Raw genomic sequence first — 16,710 nt, 5'->3', positions numbered from 1 at the left:
AACCTGTGGCTCATGGGAGTCGCCATCTGACGCGGCGCCTCGGCGGCGGGGGCGCGAGCACGGCCAGGGAGGCCACCCCCCACAGGAGTCACCCTGGCCGTGCTCACATACGGGGCGACCAGCGCGCCCGTATGCAGTTCTGCGCCGCAGCATGCTGCCGCGTTACCCGGCCAAGCGATACATCCCATGTGCGCGGACATATGCACTCTTCCAGGCGCCTGATCGTGCGGGTGTGACACTCGGCCAACTGGTGGCGCAGTAGAAAGCAGCCGACTGGTCATCGGCACACGGATCCGACGGCTCCCCCCGTGCCGGCGGATCCGCCACCCGGCGCGGGCGGCGCTACCTACCTCTGAGCCCGCCCGCGTCGGCCTCACCGGCGCCGCGGCGGCCGCACCGTGCGCGGTCTCGACCGCCGTGGGCTCCCCCATCCTCCCCTGCACCGGCGGCACGGCAGACACTCTGGCCCGCACCGCCGACTCCTCGACGCCCGCACGCCCGTCCACCTACTCACGCGCCCCGCCGTACGCCGACCCGCAGCCCGCCCACGGCTAGGGATCAGCAGCGCACCCGGCACCCCGCAAAGAGCGGTCCGTACGGTGCCTTCCGTACGGTGCCTTCCGCACGGACCGCTCGCGGCCGGATCGGTGTCGGTCAGCGGTCGCTTTTGACGGTGACCGGGTCGTCGTTCTTCAGCTCGTCGACCAGCTGCTCTACCTTCGGCCGGTCCCACTGGAGGTTGCCACCGACGCTTCCGGAGATCGGCATGTTCAGGGACTTGCCGTCGCCGCCGGAGACGTCCTTCATGGCGAAGAACATCTTGCCGAGCAGATACGGGTTCATGTCCTTGTCGACCACGAGGGTGTCCAGGCCCGCGCTCATGACCGGGTAGAGCGTGAACGGGTTCAGGAGGGTGCCGGGCGTGGCCACCTGGCTCGCGAGCGTCGCGAGGAATTTCTGCTGGTTCTTGGTGCGGTCCAGGTCGCTGCCGGTGAAGGCGTGCCGGGTACGGACGTAGGCGAGTGCCTGGGTGCCGTCGAGGGTCTGCTTGCCGGTCTGGAAGTCGGCTCCTGACCACTTGTCCGTGAAGCCCTTGTCGAGGTTCATCTCGACGCCGCCCATGGCGTCGACGATGTCGGCGAAGCCGGTGAAGCCGATCTCGGCGTAGTGGTCGATGTGCAGCCCGGTGTTGTACTCAACGGTGCGCACCAGCAGCTGCGGGCCGTCGAAGGCGTAGGAGGCGTTGAGCTTGTTCGCGCCCATCGCGGCCCTAATCGTGCCGGACTCGGAACCGCGGAATTTCGGGATGGTCACGTTCGAGTCGCGCGGCAGGGAGATCAGCGTCGGGCCGCTGGCGCCGGTGTGAAGGATCATCATCGAGTCGGTCCGCCGGCCGGCCTCCGCGTTGCCGCCGGTGTGCAGGCTCTTGCGCTGGGCGGCTGACATGCCCTTGCGGCTGTCCGAGCCGACGATGAGGTAGTTGGTGCCTTCGCCCCCGGCCGGGCGGTCGATCACCTTGCTGAGGTCAACTTCCTTGCGCAGTTTGGAGTCGGCCCAGAAATATGTGCCGGCCGCTACCACGAGCAGCACGACGAGAGCGGATATCAGAATCCTTTTGACTTTGCCGCGGCGGCGTGTGCGCGGCCCGGAGCCGTAGGGCTCGCCGGGGCCGGATCGGGGCGGCTGCGGGGGCCGTTGGGCGGGGATGCCGCGGACGGAATTCGGGGGACGCGCGGCATTTGCGCGCTCGTACGGTTCCTGGAAGTCGGCGTACCTGCCGTGAGGGTTCTGATGCATGCCCGACAGTTCATTGTCAGATTGCGTTGAACGCAAACCCAGCGAGGAGCTCCGGGCAGAATGTTTCCGACCTGATGCATAGCGCCCGAGGGAACCGGTTGTGATGTCCCGTCAAATACGCAAGGGGGCGACCGAAGGGGCAGTCAGGGCCGATTACGAGAATTCGGGCAAGTTGAAGAGGCGTCACCGCTCCCCGACTCGGCGCCATCGCTGCGCAGTTGCAGAAGAAAATCTGATGCGGCGGCCGAAACGGCCGGTATCCCTGCGTCGCCACTCAGGGGGCGCAGGCGACCTGCACCCCCTGAGTGCCGGGGAAGTACAGTCAAAGGCGCCGCAGCCAGGCAGCTACGCCATGGCCGACCGCGAGGTAGACCAGCGCGGGGAGGGCGTAGTTGAAGAAGACGCGCAGCCCTTCGGTGTCCATGATGAAGATGTCCTGCGACCAGCCGGCGAGCCAGTCGGCGACACCGTGCACGAAGTCGACGAAGACATTCGCGTGATTCGCTTCGAGCAGATACAGCAGAATCCACAGCCCGAGAAATGCCGCGGCGACATCCGCGAGACTGTGAATGATCAAGGCGAATCGGTCCGCTCCGATGCCTCGCTGCCCCCCTCCCCCGCTCCTTCTGGAATGGGGGGCTGCATTCGGAGCAGGGTTGTACTCCGACGCTGGGGCAGGATTGTAGGGCGAGGGTGAATTGCCGTGATGCGGGGCACCCTCCACACCCATTGGCAGCGGAGCCGTATCGCCGCCTGGCGAGTTTGATCCGCCGCGGTAGGGAGGGTTTGGAGGGGCGCTGTACGGGCGATTTTGCGGTATGCCGTCATTGGGGTAAGTCACGGTCCTGCACATTACCCGTCGGACGATTCCGAAACTCCCTTCACCGCTAATTCACATTCCCCTCGGGCCACCATTGCTTCGTCGGCGGACCAATGGCGCGGGAGGTCCGTCAGGGACCTCCCGCGCCGCGCGCAGCAACTTGAGGGCGGGGGGACCGCATTCACTCAAGGCACCGTGCTGCCGACAATTGGTCGGCACTACCCACTGCGGCTCGAGGGGCGAAAGTGTCACACCCGGCTGCGGCCAGTGGGCCGCAGCCGCCGTTCTGCCTGGTGCCCCGGCTGCTGTAGCGGAGCTGGTGACGGTCAGGCGCAACGGTGACGGGCAGGGGGCCGGTGCCCACGGCTCCCCCGGGGCTCGTGACCGCGCCTTGGCCGGCGTAGCCCTTGGTGCGGCGTTCGTAGTAGTCCTGGGTGCGCGGGTCGAAGCGCAGGCGGGTCTGCACGATCCGGTGGAGGGCGGCGTTGGCCTGCCGGTCGCCGCCGCGGTTGAGGCGACGGTACTGCCGAGTGCCCGAGGAGCGTTCCACGGGGCTGGCCCCGCACAGCGCGGCGAAGGACGCCTCACTGCGCAGACGTTCGGGGTTGTCCCGCATCGTGATCAGCAAAGTGACGGCCGTGTCCGGGCCGATGCCCACCGAGGCGAGCAGCTGCGGGGCGTGGCGTTCCGCGAGCGGGACCAGGCGGCGTTCCAGGTCCTGGATCTGCTCGGTAAGTTGCTCGATTCGTTGGGCCAGCAGGCACAGGGTGATGCGGGTGGCCCGCAGCACCGCCTCTTCACCGCCCTCGTCGTTCTTGCTGTCGTCGGCGAGCCGTGCGCAGGTACGGAAGAGTTCCGAAGCCCTTCAGGAGACGCGGCTCACCCGGGCAGGCGCACGTTTCAGCCGCTGGTGCCCCGGTCGTCGTCGTATCGGACGAGAGCCGGGGCGTACGTCTCGGGGGCCGGGCGCCCCGGTCTATCCGCCGCCCGGCCGACAGGTCGTCACGGACTGAACTCGGGATTTGTATCAGGCGGGTATCAGGGAACGCTTCATTGCCCATCGAATCGGCCGGTGAGCCCGGCCGCGGCGAAGGGAGACCGCGAGCCGACACGCCGTGGACCCGGCACGGGCCGGAGCCGTTCCACCCCATCTGGCCTGGAGGTTTACGGGTGGAAGGGGTGGTGAGGGTGCGATGCGGGTCCGCCGTGTGACGCGGTTGCCGGGTCCGGTGTCTGCCTTATCGTTCCTTTCAGGTCGCCGATCGCGCGTTCACTGCGTACGGGACCGATGCCTCACCTGAATCGTCTGAACTGTCTGAGCAGGAGTGATCCGCCCGTGTCCTGGTCCGCCCCGGCTCCGGCATCTCCGCGCCCTGTCCGCGTGTTGCTGGTGGAGGACGACGACTTGATGCGCCGGTCCTTCACCGTCGCCTTGGAGCGCTACGGCTACGAGATGGCGGCCGCGGCCGACGGTCTCGCGGGCCTTGAGGTCTTCCGCGAAGAGAGCTTCGACCTGCTGATTCTGGACGTGATGCTGCCCGGTCTGGACGGGATCGGTCTGTGCCGCAGAGTCCGGGAGACCAGCCTGGTGCCCGTCTTGATGATGTCCGCTCGCGGCGACGGGCTCGACGTCGTCGCCGGCCTGGAGGCCGGAGCGGACGACTATGTGGTCAAGCCGGTGGAGACCGGCGTGCTCGTGGCCCGCATCCGGTCGCTGCTGCGGCGGGCGACCTACGCACCACCCGCACCGGAACCCGCGCGGGCCAGGGGCGACGAGCTGCCGCCGGCTGAGGAAGCGGTGCTGGTCTTCGGGGACCTGACCATCGACACCGGCGGCCTGGAGGTGTCCGTCTCGGGAAGCCCAGTGGCGCTGACCCCGACCGAGCTGAAGCTGCTCCTGGAGTTCGCCGCCCACCCGGGAATCGTCCTTGAGCGGCACACCCTGCTGCGCGAGGTGTGGGAGTACGGCTGGGACGGCGACAGCCGGGTCGTGGACCTGTGTGTGCAGCGGCTGCGCCGGAAGCTGGGCCGGGACCGGATCGAGACGGTCCGCGGCTTCGGCTACAAGCTCAGGCGCTGATGCCGGTGCCTCCGTTCCACCTGCTGCGTCCGGCCCGCGCGTCCCTGCGCTGGAAGATCGCGGGGCTGGCCGCGGCCACGGCCTGCCTGGTCGCGGCGGCTGTGGGCGTGCTCGTGCACATGTGGACCGCGCAGGACATCCGCGACCGGGCCGAAGCACAGGCCACCAACAGCGTGTACGCGGCCATGGACGTCTACCGGCGCACCGGAACCCTCACCGACGGTGCCGAGCTCGATCCGGCCGACCTTCCCGCCGCACTGCGGCACCCGGCCGACGGCAATCGGCACACGGCCTACGACGGGCGCGTCGACGGGAATGTGGGCCCGAGCGTCTGGGGCGCCCAGCGGATCGGCGGGCCGGGCAGCCCAGTGCTGGCCGTGCAGGTCAACATGAGCTCGGAGCTCTACACCCTGCGCCAGCTCGACGTGACCATGACGTTGGCCTCGCTGGTCGCGCTCGCGGGGGCCGTGCCGCTGGCGTTCTACGGGGCCGGGTTGCTCGCCCGCAGGCTGCGGCGGGTCTCCGAGACCGCCGTCCGGATCTCCGCCGGGGATCTGGACGCCCGCACCGGGCACACCAAGGGCCGTGACGAGGTGGCGGACATCGCCGCCACCGTCGACCTCATGGCGGACAGTCTCGGCCGACGGCTGCGCACCGAGCGGCAGTTCACTGCGGACGTGGCCCATGAGCTGCGTACCCCCGTCGGCGGTCTGCTGGCCGCCGCCGACCTGCTGCCGTCCGGTGAGACGGAGGATCTGCTCCGGGCCCGGGTGCGCGACCTGCGCGCCCTGGTCGAGGACCTCCTGGAGATCTCCCGGCTCGACGCCGGGGCTGAGCAGCCGGTCCGCGCCCGTGTCCCCCTCGGGGCGGTCGTGTCCGAAGCCGTGACGCGCACCGGCCTCGACGCCGAAGTCACCGTCGCCGACGCACCGGGCGAAGAGGCCGCGCAGACCGTGGAGACCGACCCGCGCCGCCTCGAGCGGATCGTCAGCAACCTCGTCGTCAACGCCCACCGACATGGGGGCACCCCGGTGCAGGTCACCGTTGAGGGCCGTACCGTCGTCGTCCGCGACCACGGCCCCGGTTTCCCCCCGGACCTGCTACGCGACGGCCCGCGCCGCTTCCACACGGGCGCGACGGAGCGCGGCTCGGGCCACGGCCTGGGCCTGACCATCGCCCTGGGCCAAGCCTGGCTCCTCGGCGCCGAACTGCGCCTGGACAACGCCCCGGACGGCGGTGCCGTCGCCACCCTGCGCCTGCCGGCCTGACCGCCCGGTCCCTGCTACAGAACCGATACGCAGCGAAGCGGACGCCGATACACGGCGGCCCAGACGCCGATACGTTCCCCGGACACCCTTCGAAGTGCACCTTCCGCACCCGAAGAGGAGTCCCCTGTGACCGCCCACTCCCTTGCCCCGCACGAGCTGCGTACGACGACCGGGATCGCGGCCGCCACCGCCGACCTGTCGAAGGTCTATGGCAGCGGCGACACCCGTGTCGTCGCCCTGGACCGGGTCAGCATCGCCTTCCGGGAGGGCGAGTTCACCGCGATCATGGGTCCGTCGGGCTGCGGCAAGTCCACCCTGATGCACTGCGCCGCCGGGCTCGACTCGCCCAGCTCCGGCTCGGTGCGCGTCGGCACCACCGAACTGAGCACGCTGGGCGACCGACAGCTCACCGAGTTGCGCCGCGACCGGATCGGCTTCATCTTCCAGGCGTTCAACCTGCTGCCGACGCTGACCGCCCTGGAGAACATCACGCTGCCGCTGACCATCGCCGGTCGTCGCCCCGACCAGCAGTGGCTGGACCGTGTGATCTCCATGGTCGGCCTCTCCCAGCGCCTCGGCCACCGGCCCGCGCAGCTGTCCGGCGGGCAGCAGCAGCGCGTAGCGGTGGCCCGTGCCCTGGCCTCACGGCCCGCGATCATCTTCGGCGACGAGCCCACCGGAAACCTCGACTCCCGCTCCGGCGCCGAGGTCCTCGGCTTCCTGCGCGACTCGGTGCGCGAGCTGGGCCAGACCGTGGTCATGGTCACCCACGACCCGGTCGCCGCCGGCTACGCGGACCGCGTGGTCTTCCTCGCCGACGGCCGCCTGGTCGACGACATGCCGAGTCCCACCCCTGGGCGGGTGCTGGACCGGATGAAGGACTTCGACACCCGTTCGCGCACCAGCTGACGACCAGCTCGTACACCGGCACCGCACCAGCCAGCCACCCCATCCGCTCGCCTCCGTCGAGCCCGCCTCCCAGGATCCGCACACCATGTTCCGTACCGCCCTGCGCAACGTGTTCGCGCACAAGGCCCGCCTGCTGATGACCGCATTCGCGGTCATGCTCGGCGTCACTTTCATCACCGGCAGCCTCGTCTACGGCGACAGCCTGAACCAGGCCACCACCGCCAAGGCGACCGACGGCTACGAACGCATCGCCGTCAACGTCGCCGCCGAAGCCGACCCCGCAAACGGCGGCCGACCGGGCGACCTCGACGCCCGCACCGCGACCGCGCTGGCCAAGCTCCCCGGCGTCGCCGCCGCCGCGGGCCGGGTCGACGGCTTCGCCGCCGTCGCCGACCGCGACGGCAAGCCCCTCGGCAACGGCAAGGACGCCCAGGGCGGCAACTTCGCCCCGGCGGCGGACGGCAAGGACCCCGCGTACCGCTTCACCGAGGGTTCCGGCCCGACCGGCAAGGACACGATCGCCCTCGACGAGGCCACCGCCGCCAAGGGCGGCTACCGCGTCGGTGACACCGTGCGCGTCGGCACGAACAAGGGCGCCTCCTCCTACACCCTCAGCGGCATCTTCCGCACCGACGGGACCAAGCTCCCCGCCGGGGGCAGCCTGACGCTGTTCGCCGGAGCCACCGCCCAGAAGTTCTTCCTCGAACCTGGCCGCTACCAGAACATCGAACTCACGGCCACACCCGGCACTGACGTGACGCAGCTCCTCAGCCGCGTCGAATCGGTGCTGCCCAAGGGCACCAGTGCGGTCACCGGGGCCCGGCTCGCCCAGATCAAGGCGAACCTCGCCACCAGCGGCACCAGCACCATGAGCCAGATCCTGGTCGGTTTCGCCGCGGTCGCCCTGTTCGTCGCCACCTTCCTCATCTCCAACACCTTCACCATGCTGGTCGCCCGGCGCACCAGGGAGCTGGCCCTGATGCGGGCCGTCGGAGCCACCCGCGAGCAGGTGCGGCGCATCCTGCTCACCGAGTCCCTCCTCGTCGGCGCGATCGCCTCCGTGGCCGGCCTCGCCGTCGGCACCGGGGTCGCCGCCCTGCTCCAGACGCTCTTCGCCGACACCCCGGCCGCGCCGCTCGTCCTCACCCCGACCACCGTGATCATCTCCATGCTGGTCGGCACCCTCCTGCCCATGGTCGCCGCATGGCTCCCGATCCGCCGGGCCATGGCCATCCCGCCCGTCGCCGCGCTCAGCGCCGCCGAGCACACGGCCCCCGCACGCCCCGGCTCCCTGCGTAGCGGCCTCAGCGCCGCACTGGTGCTCACCGGCACCGCCGCAGTCGTGTACGGAGCCCTCACCACTGGGAACGACGCCCGGACCGTCATCGGCCTCGGCGCGGCCATCGCGCTGACCGGGACGATCGGCCTCATCCCGCTGCTGTCCCGGCCGGTCGTCACCCTGTTCCGGCCGCTGCTGACCCGCCTGGCCCCGGTGCACGGCGACCTCGCCGTCCGTAACACCGTGCGCGACCCGCGCCGCACCGGCGCCACCGCTGCCGCGCTCGCCATCGCCCTCACCCTCGCCTCGGGCCTGTCCGTCCTGGGGGCCTCCGCCACCCAGTACCTCGACCGCGCGACCACCCACGCCCTCAGCGCCGACTACGTGGTGAAGTCCGCGGGCGGCCAGCGGATGACCCCCACCACCGCCGCGCCCCTGAAGAAGCTGGCCGGCGCCACGAACAGCCCGCTCAACCAGTCCACCGGATACCGCCTGGGCGGCAGCGAGTCCGTCCTGACCGGCGTCGACCCCGCCACCATCGGCAAACTGCTGCGGTACGACGTGGTCGAAGGCTCCCTCGACAGCCTTGCCAAGGGCCAGATCGCCGTGGCCGACTTCAAGGCCGAGCAGGCGGGCTGGCACGTCGGGCAGACCCTGCCCCTGGAGAGGCAGAACGACCAGCGCGGCAGCCTCACCATCGGCGCCATCTACCAGGCGGACGAGCAGAGCGACCTGATGCCCAGCATCACCGCACCCGACTCCCTCGTCGCCCGCTACGACTCCACCCCGAGCACCGCCGGGATCCTCGTCGCCACGGACGGCGGACCCAGCCGGGCCGCGCGCGCAGGCGTCACCCACGCCCTCGGCGACAACCCCACGCTGAGCGTCCTCGACCAGGCAGACATCCGCACCCAGGACAGCAGTGGCATCGGCGACCAGCTCAACGTCTTCTACGCCCTGTTGAGCATGGCCCTGGTGATCGCCGCACTGGGCATCGCCAACACCCTCGCCATGTCCGTCCTCGAACGCCGCAAGGAGCTCGGCACGCTGCGCGCCCTCGGTCTGGACCGCGCCGGAGTGACCCGGATGATCCGCCTGGAAGCCCTGCTCCTCGGCGCGCTCGGCGCGACCCTCGGCACGGTCATGGGCGTCTTCCTCGGCTGGGCACTGGGACGCACCCTCCAAGCGAACGTCGCAGGCTACGAGTTGGTCCTGCCCTGGGGCCGCCTCGCCCTCACCATCCTGATCGCCCTGGCAGGCTCGCTGCTCGCCTCGCTCTGGCCCGCCCGCAGGGCCGCCCGCGTCGACATCCCCGCCGCGACAGCAGCCCAGTAAACCCCGCCAGCGGCCTGCCCCGCCGGGAGGACACCCTCCTGGGCGGCAACGGCAACGCCCCCCTTAACGGCGGCACCGGCGGCAACACCTGCCACCAACCCCACCACCCCTCCCAGTGGACCGCAGCCCGGCGCCAGACTTACGCCAACGACCTCGGCGCCGAACGCTCCCTGGTCGCCGTCACCGCCAAGAGCAACCGCTCCAAAGCCGACCAGGACCCCGCCCAGTGGATGCCGCCGGCTGCCGACGCCCAGTGCACCTACCTCTCCGACTGGGTGAGCACCAAGCTCCGCTGGTCGCTGACCGTCGACCACACCGAGCGCGACACCCTGCGCCGGCTCGCCGCCGACTGCGAGAGCACCGACGTGAAGTTCGAGCGGGTGTAGCCGACACGTCTGGTCCTGCTGGGATTCCTCCCAGCTTTCTGCTGGCCCCGAAGCGGACTCACGGGGCCAGCAGGGCGTTGAGTGCCGCCGCCTCGAAGACGGCGAAGGCGGGTGTGGTCCTGCCAGATCGATCCGACGCGGTCTCGACCGCCGGGTTGCGGCGGACGATGGCGTTAAGCAACGTGGCCGTGGCTCAGATCTGCAGCGGGACAGGCCCGACGGTGCCGGCCCGAGGGCGACACTGCGGGGATGGGCAGCTCCAGTGCCCCGCCATCGTGCGGACCGGGTTCCTTCAGCTGGAGTCCACGCTCGTCTCTCGGGATTCGAAGTACTGCACCTCCTGGCGGTGGTAGCAAAGCGACTGACTGACTGATCCGACGACGTACAGGCCAGCCCCCACGACGGGCAGGGGCAGAGCTGCCCCCAGACGGCTGGGCACAATCGAGCGAATGCGCCTCTTCGGTCTCATGACGAGGTCGGCGCGTCGAGGCCCCCGCCTTGGCGGACTTGTGCCCGCGGCCGGCCCTGGCTGATTTCTATCGGCGCGCTGATGCGCAAGCGCGGCGCGCGACGGTGAACTCACCAGGGCCGTTACCCCCGGGCGCCGCCTTCACGATCTATCCCCGGCGAGGCCCACGCTACAGACTTCGTGTGCTCCACCAGTACGCCCGAACGCTCTCTTCACCTGGAGGAACTCATGGTGGCCTTACGCGCATCCGTCACAACCGTTGCCGCTGCCGGCCTGCTGGCTCTCATGCCCGGTACCGCGCTGGCGGCCCCGGTCGCGCTCGATGACGGCAGCTTCGAATACCCGACCGCGCCTGCGAACTCCTTCAGTGCCCTGACGGCGGGGCAGTCCATCGGTCCCTGGACGGTCGACAGCGGCTCGGTAGACCTGATCGGCAGCGGCTTTTGGCAGGCGGCTGACGGGCAGCAGTCCGTCGACCTCAACGGCCAGGGCCCAGGCAAGGTGTCGCAGACCTTCACGACGACAGCGGGCAAGACGTACACGGTCTCCTACGCGCTGGCCGGCAACCCGGCGGGCAACCAGGGCGTGAAGACAGGTCAGGTTCTCGTTGACGGACAGAACTTCCAGGACTTCTCGTTCGACACCACTGGCAAGACCTTTGCCCGGATGGGGTACGTGGGACGTCAGGTGACGTTCGTGGCCACCGGTGCCTCCACGACCTTGTCGTTCACCAGCACCACTGCCAGCGGCGCCTACGGTCCGGTGATCGACCACGTGAGGGTCGGATCCTGCTGCTCCTGCTCTTCCTGCTCCGGCTGACCGAAGCCACGACTCGTCCGCGGGCGAGCCGCCGATCATGGCTGAAAGGCTGGCAGGAGGCCGAGCCCGAGGAGACGACGCCGTACGCGAACGTGATCCTGCGGGGCGGCGTGCTGTTCTGTCCGCGCCCGAACAGCACCGAGCCCCGGCCTCCGAGGGTGGAGGCCGGGGCCAACACGCCATCGTCGGCTTCACACCGGGATCCCGCACCATCGTCCTGGGTGCGTGGGTCGAAGTGCAGGCGGCTCTGCACGATCCGATGCAGGGCGGCGTTGGCCTGCCGGTCGCCGCCGCGGTTGAGGCGACGGCACTGCCGACTGCCCGAGGAACGCTCGACAGGTGTCGTGCGCAGAGTAGATGTCAGTGCGGCACAGGGTTGTGTCAGTGAGCAAGCCATGGTGGGTGCACTCAGATGTGCAACTCGGGCGGGAAGCCGGTCCAGCGCAGCGCGGCGGGCAGATGCCGCATGTCGTTGGAGAAGAGGACGGAGGCGGGCCGGCCGGGCGCGTATCGGATGACCGTCAGGGCGGCGTTGCAGTGGTTGAGGCCGATCCAGCGCCACTTCGGCGCATGCATGGCGTCCCGGACGAGCCAGGCGACCAGGAAGTTATGGGTGACGACCAGTTCGTGCCGGTCTTCTTCGCCGTCCACCGGCCCGGTGAACAGATCCAGCGCCTGGCGGGCCAGCACGGGTCCATGCTCTCGCTCCTCGGCAGTGGCACCGTCGAGAAAGCGGACGAAGAAGTCCGCGGATTCCGCCGGGAGCTCGTCCCTTTCTCGCATGTAGGGGACGTAGTCACCGGCAGCTTCCGAAGGGTGTAGGGAACGTTCTTCAGCTGGTCGTTGATCAGGCGTGCGGTCTGCTCTGCTTGGGGCAGCGGGCCGTGATGAACAGCCGCGAAGGGGATGTCTTGGAGGCGGTGGCCGAGCAGTATGGCCTGCTGGCAGCCGTCCTCTGTCAGCCCACTCTCGTCCGACGATGCCTCGCCGTGCCGGGCGAGATAGAGGTATCGGGTGGCTGTGCCCGTCATTCCAGGCTCCTTCGAACCCGCTATCAATCTTGTTGCATTGGTGGAGGCTGCCCCCTTCAGTGGCGGTTCCCTCTGCCGTGCGGTTAACGGCATGCCAGCGAACTCCCCATCCGGCTCGGAGCCGGATGTCTGCTCGTCGTGCTCGTTCAAATGCGCATGACGGTCGCGGGGGACGGGTGCTGTCCCTTCTTCTTCCCCTTGGTGATGACGAGCCGGGCCGCGATGTCGAGCAGGCTCATTTCCTGGCCGCGCAGGTGAAGCCATGGAGAGTATGGAGTCGTCGGTGACGCCGGCACCGCCGAAGGTCTTGCCGCGCTTGCGGGCGGACTCGTGGCCTTCCAGGGTGCGGTCGCGGATGTACTCGCGTTCCATGCACAGGTGGCAGCACGGCTTCGCCGCGCAAGGTGAGAGGTGTCTCCTACACAGTCAGCGGTCGGTCGAGTCTCGCTCGCCGGTAGTGGTGGCGGCTTCGTCGTACGCGGCGAGGGTGCGGTACAGGGTGGAGCGGCCGACGCCGAGGTGCGCGGCGATGGCGGTGACGGACTCCTTCGCGTCGCGGCGGCGTAGGGCGACGGCGAGCATGTCGCCGTCGACGGCAGGCGGCCGCCGTGCTTGCCGTTCGCCGCGGCAGTGTCCAGGCCGACGAGGGTGCGTTCGTGGATGAACTCCCGCTCGGCTTCGGCCATCGCGGCGAAGACCACGAAGAGGACCTTGCCCGCGCCGTGCGGGTCGTAGGTGCTCGCGAGGGGGCCGGTGCGGATCACCCCGCGCCTCGACATCCTCGACTCGTACCAGGTCGACTCCCTCAGTGGGCAGAAGAGGCCCCACGCGTCCGTACGCGGCCCGATCCATCCCGCCGAGGCCGAGGTCCTCCTCCGCGTTTGGGTCGACGGCGGAATCGACCCGTACGACGCCGCCCAGCGCCAGGCCCTGAAAGACCTCGCCGCCGCCGAGATGGTCACCCGCGGCGACATCATCGACCGCTTCCACGACAACGTGCTCTACAGCCTCCGGATGATCCCCGAGCCGTCACCGCCTACTGACACGGTCTCTGCGATCCCACTGTCATAGCTGTCGGGCGACAGGAGACTGTCAGTACTTGCCGCAGCGAAAGTGTCAGTGGCTCCGAGGCGCGTACATGATGACGGCCATTCCGGCGAGGCAGACCAGGGCGCCGATGATGTCGAAGCGGTCGGGGCGGTAGCCGTCAGCGATCATGCACCAGGCGATCGACCCGGTGACGAAGATCCCGCCGTACGCGGCGAGAGGCCGAGCGTCGGGCGGGAGGCTTTCGCGCCGCTGGCGACGTCGACGTGGATGTTGTCGCGTTCGACGCCGTTGCGGAGAAGCGCGTCGAACCCTTGAGCTCGCCTTTGTCTGACGACACTCGGGAGCAACAGGAAGCTCCCCCGCTTCGTGGACCTGGTAGAGCTCACCGGCGCGGGTACACGACCACGCTGTACGCATCGCCATCCTCCCCTATATAGACCGCTTGATCCTTAAGGATCAAGGTAGGCACTTTGGTACCGGAGGGTAGCGGGGCAGCCGTCCCGGTGGAGATGGAAAGGCTGACCGGGGATGTGGAGCCTGCGTTCGCCGCGACCGTATGCCCGTAAGCAGTACCGTCGTTGTCGACAGCGGTGAAGACGGCCTCCTTCTTGTCCGCTGTACCTGACGAGCAATGCCCCTTGCCGGTGGTGAGGTCGAAGGCCAGCACCCCGTCCACGAGGTAGCGGTGGTCGGCCGAGAGGGCGGGATGGATGTCTTGCGGGTTGGAGCCGCCCGGATTGCCCACCTCAGAGGCACAGGTCGCTGATGCTTTGACCTTGCCTGTGGACGCTTCATGTACCGCCCACACGCGCGGGCCGGTTTCGTCGCCCGTCGCCGGCCAGCCGGCGATGACCAGGTCATCGACTGTCCCAAGGATCTTCGCCATGTCTAAGTTGCCGGGAGCCTCCGCGCCGGGGGGGACGTTGGAATCGCCGTACCACGCTCCGGGCACCCAGAAGTGGTATGGCTTGTCTCCCTGGACGAGCGGGCCGCGCGAGGTGATACCCGCGGTTCTGATCCCGTGTCCGCAACCCCAACATGCGCTGGAGTCAGGGGCCTTGAGTGCATCATCGGCGTACGATGTGGTCTTGCCGGAGACCACGTCCACGGCTGTGACGGCCTGCTGATCACCGAAGTAGACCAGTTGAGCACCCTGAGCGGAGGGTAGCGCGTTCGGCTCCGCCGCCGGAATGTCAACCGTCCGGACAGGGGTCAGCGCATCCCCCGAAGAGTCCGCCGGGTAGATCGCGATCCGGACCGTCGGCTTGCTGTTGGTCAGAGCATCCTCGCCGGGAGTCCCACTGATCGACAGCGCAACGTAGTCCTTGCCACCAGTGGTCACGACTTCCGGGCTCGGCAGCTCGCCCCGGACGGAGTCGAACGGCCACCACGGCTTCGTGGACCAGCGGACCGCGCCGGTTCCCAGGTCCTTGGCCTTCAGGACATATCCGTCCGCAGCCTTGGTCACGGTAACGGCTAAGCCGGCCGTGGGCGCGACAGCGACGGTTCCCTTCGGAGCGGGTGACTGCACCCAGCCTTTCGTCCCATCGAATGCGGCAGGCACAGCAAGTCGGGGCACGTCTGGTGTCGCCTTTGCGTCCCCAGACGGCGTCCGAGAGCCGTGCGTATCGGCAGCATCCGAGCCCCCGCCCCCACCACCGCAGCCCCCGAGTGCACAGACCAGCATGACGGCTGCCGCAACCTTGATCCTGCGATACACCGACCCACCCCTTTCGCCTTGGACGAACTGCTGGGCCAAGCCTAAAAGGACAGACGTCATCCTGTGGGTGCCATGTCAAAAGGCGCAGTACCGACTCGATTGGCTCTGGCGCACTGTGGCATCCCCGACAGAGTGCACGATCGGTCTGATCAAGGCCATCGACCGCTACGACGTCTCGCGCGGCGTGGAGTTCACCACGCTCGCCGTCCCCTACATCCAGGGTGAGATCAAGCGGTTCTTCTGCCTCCACCGGCTACGGGAGTGACTCCATAGACCGGCCCGTACAAGCCTCCGGCTCCAAGCAGCAGACCGGCTTTGTCGCCGACCTCATCGACACCGAAGACCCCGCCCTCGCGCTTGCCGAAGACATCCAGGCCCTCAAGCCGCACCTGGCCGAGCTCGACGACCGCGACCGCACCCTCCTCGAACTCCGCTTCGGCGCCGAGATGACCCAGACCGAGATCGGCAAGGAACTCGGTCTCTCCCAGATGCACCTCTCCCGCCTCATCACCCGCATCTGCACACACCTGCGGGAAGAGATGCTGGACACCGCCTGACTGCACAGCACCTCAACTACTGGGCGAAGCTTGCCGCTTGTCTCCGTATGGCCTGCCTGGGCAAGGGGTTGAGCGGCCGACGGCCCGCCGCAGCTGCTCCTTACCCTGTGCTCGCACTGCCACGGCTCAGATCACCGAGGGCAACCTCGCCCGTACGTGTAAAACGGCTGCGACGCCTGGATCGGCCCGCCACCGACGACGGGTTCTGGCGCATTCGCCCACCTGCGCACCCAGTTTCCCCTCGGGCGTGCATTCACCAGGCGCCGGGCACCTCATGATGTGGGGTGATACCGAAATGCGCGTAGGTGGGCTGCAACCCTGAGGGCAGCCTGAGCCGGGTGATGCCAGGGAGGGCGAGAGCGGCCCTGACAAAGCCGGGACGTGACCAGTACTGCCAGATGGGGCGGGTCCGGCAAGCGTGATGGAGAGGAGTACGTGAGGAACCGGCGTTCTACGTCTCTTAAAGTGCCTACGGCTCGAACCTGGTGGATCTGGGCGAGAAGCGGCGCGTACTCGGGTCATCCTGCCGGGTGGTCTGACAACTCCTGGGTCGGTCTACGAAAGCTGGCCGGGAGGCCACGAGGAAAGCCTGCGGCGTACTCGTGGCGATGCCGCAGGGACACAGTCGGGCTCCTACTTCGTCGAGCGAGCCACAGTGAACACGGGAACCGTCCCGAATCTTGCCCTGTCACCTGCCTCCAGCAGGGTGCCGGGGATGGGCGCATCGACCGCCGATCGGTCCGGGACGGGGCGGAGCCGCCGTAGTACTCCGAGGTCGGGAGAGCCGGCTGCACGGGGAAGGGCGGCAGCGGTATCGAGAAGGGAAGGACGCTGCAATGCCGGAAGACGCCCCGCCGAATGGCGGAGCCCCGGGCCCTCGGGCCCGGGTACTGGAGATGCAGGCCAAGCTTCACCGTTGGGCGGTGGCCGATCCCGGCCGCCGGTTCGATGACCTGTTCAACTTCGTGCACGATCCGGCGACGCTGTTGGTGGCGTTCGACCGGGTCGCGGGCAACCGGGGAGCCCGGACTCCCGGCGTCGACGGCCTGACCGCCACCGACATCGAGGAGTCCATCGGTGTCCCTGGATTTCTGAACGATCTGCGGGCCGCCATCAAGCGTGGTTCATTCCGTCCTATGCCGGTGAGGGAACGCAGTATCCCCAAGCCGGGAGGCTCGGGGAAGGTTCGC

Annotated in this window: 12 protein-coding genes and 4 pseudogenes; 8 read left to right on the top strand and 8 right to left on the bottom strand. The window is 68.9% G+C overall.

The window, feature by feature from the left end; all coding sequences use genetic code 11:
- Positions 1-654: 654 nt before the first annotated feature.
- From M8I34_RS14475 to M8I34_RS41895, 3 genes are all read right to left on the bottom strand, one after another.
- Complete coding sequence (locus M8I34_RS14475; protein ID WP_250049893.1) at positions 655-1,797, bottom strand: LCP family protein; 1,143 nt, start codon at positions 1,795-1,797, stop codon at positions 655-657.
- A gap of 322 nt (positions 1,798-2,119) precedes the next feature.
- On the bottom strand, positions 2,120-2,527 hold the full coding sequence (locus tag M8I34_RS14470) for a hypothetical protein (RefSeq protein WP_374210909.1): 408 nt from the start codon (positions 2,525-2,527) through the stop codon (positions 2,120-2,122).
- Between the two features lie 271 nt (positions 2,528-2,798).
- On the bottom strand, positions 2,799-3,407 hold the full coding sequence (locus tag M8I34_RS41895) for a transposase (RefSeq protein ID WP_374210907.1): 609 nt from the start codon (positions 3,405-3,407) through the stop codon (positions 2,799-2,801).
- Positions 3,408-3,998: 591 nt separating this feature from the next.
- On the opposite strand from M8I34_RS41895, the gene cseB reads away from it, so the two are divergent.
- The 6 genes and pseudogenes from cseB to M8I34_RS14435 all read left to right on the top strand — a co-directional run bounded on the left by cseB (position 3,999) and on the right by M8I34_RS14435 (position 11,162).
- Complete coding sequence (cseB, locus tag M8I34_RS14460; RefSeq protein ID WP_308372284.1) at positions 3,999-4,697, top strand: two-component system response regulator CseB; 699 nt, start codon at positions 3,999-4,001, stop codon at positions 4,695-4,697.
- On the top strand, positions 4,697-5,965 hold the full coding sequence (locus M8I34_RS14455; RefSeq protein WP_250049892.1) for a HAMP domain-containing sensor histidine kinase: 1,269 nt from the start codon (positions 4,697-4,699) through the stop codon (positions 5,963-5,965). The genes cseB and M8I34_RS14455 overlap by 1 nt, the downstream gene beginning before the upstream one ends.
- Positions 5,966-6,121: 156 nt before the next feature.
- Entirely contained in the window at positions 6,122-6,874 is a 753-nt protein-coding gene (locus M8I34_RS14450; RefSeq protein ID WP_250049931.1) for an ABC transporter ATP-binding protein, read from the top strand.
- An 85-nt stretch (positions 6,875-6,959) separates the two neighbouring features.
- Positions 6,960-9,488, top strand: coding sequence for an ABC transporter permease (locus M8I34_RS14445; protein ID WP_250049891.1), 2,529 nt, complete (start codon positions 6,960-6,962; stop codon positions 9,486-9,488).
- A 110-nt stretch (positions 9,489-9,598) separates the two neighbouring features.
- Positions 9,599-9,874, top strand: a pseudogene (locus M8I34_RS14440) (HNH endonuclease); the annotation flags it as partial.
- 697 nt (positions 9,875-10,571) lie between these two features.
- Positions 10,572-11,162, top strand: coding sequence for a choice-of-anchor C family protein (locus M8I34_RS14435; RefSeq protein ID WP_250049890.1), 591 nt, complete (start codon positions 10,572-10,574; stop codon positions 11,160-11,162).
- On the opposite strand, the gene M8I34_RS41890 is transcribed toward M8I34_RS14435, so the two are convergent.
- The 3 genes and pseudogenes from M8I34_RS41890 to M8I34_RS14420 all read right to left on the bottom strand — a co-directional run bounded on the left by M8I34_RS41890 (position 11,071) and on the right by M8I34_RS14420 (position 12,775).
- Entirely contained in the window at positions 11,071-11,559 is a 489-nt protein-coding gene (locus M8I34_RS41890; RefSeq protein WP_374210906.1) for a transposase, read from the bottom strand. The two genes, M8I34_RS14435 and M8I34_RS41890, sit on opposite strands and share 92 nt — an antisense overlap.
- An 11-nt stretch (positions 11,560-11,570) precedes the next feature.
- A pseudogene (locus M8I34_RS14425) lies at positions 11,571-12,193 on the bottom strand (histidine phosphatase family protein).
- A gap of 426 nt (positions 12,194-12,619) precedes the next feature.
- Complete coding sequence (locus tag M8I34_RS14420) at positions 12,620-12,775, bottom strand: helix-turn-helix domain-containing protein (RefSeq protein ID WP_250049889.1); 156 nt, start codon at positions 12,773-12,775, stop codon at positions 12,620-12,622.
- A gap of 171 nt (positions 12,776-12,946) precedes the next feature.
- On the opposite strand from M8I34_RS14420, the gene M8I34_RS14410 reads away from it, so the two are divergent.
- Complete coding sequence (locus tag M8I34_RS14410) at positions 12,947-13,264, top strand: hypothetical protein (RefSeq protein ID WP_250049888.1); 318 nt, start codon at positions 12,947-12,949, stop codon at positions 13,262-13,264.
- Positions 13,265-13,309: 45 nt separating this feature from the next.
- On the opposite strand, the pseudogene M8I34_RS14405 reads toward M8I34_RS14410, so the two are convergent.
- Together M8I34_RS14405 and M8I34_RS14400 are read right to left on the bottom strand one after the other, a co-directional pair.
- Positions 13,310-13,465, bottom strand: a pseudogene (locus tag M8I34_RS14405) (YnfA family protein); the annotation flags it as partial.
- Between the two features lie 160 nt (positions 13,466-13,625).
- A complete protein-coding gene (locus tag M8I34_RS14400) occupies positions 13,626-14,711 on the bottom strand; it encodes a hypothetical protein (protein ID WP_250049887.1) in 1,086 nt (361 codons plus the stop codon).
- 388 nt (positions 14,712-15,099) lie between these two features.
- Between M8I34_RS14400 and M8I34_RS41620 the strand changes: the two are divergent.
- Positions 15,100-15,520 (top strand): annotated as a pseudogene (locus tag M8I34_RS41620) (sigma-70 family RNA polymerase sigma factor); the annotation flags it as partial.
- Positions 15,521-16,710 lie beyond the last annotated feature (1,190 nt).

The sequence above is a fragment of the Streptomyces sp. MCA2 genome, from assembly GCF_023544705.1.
Classification (GTDB): Bacteria; Actinomycetota; Actinomycetes; order Streptomycetales; family Streptomycetaceae; genus Streptomyces; species Streptomyces decoyicus.
This window is presented reverse-complemented; position numbering and strand designations above follow the sequence as displayed.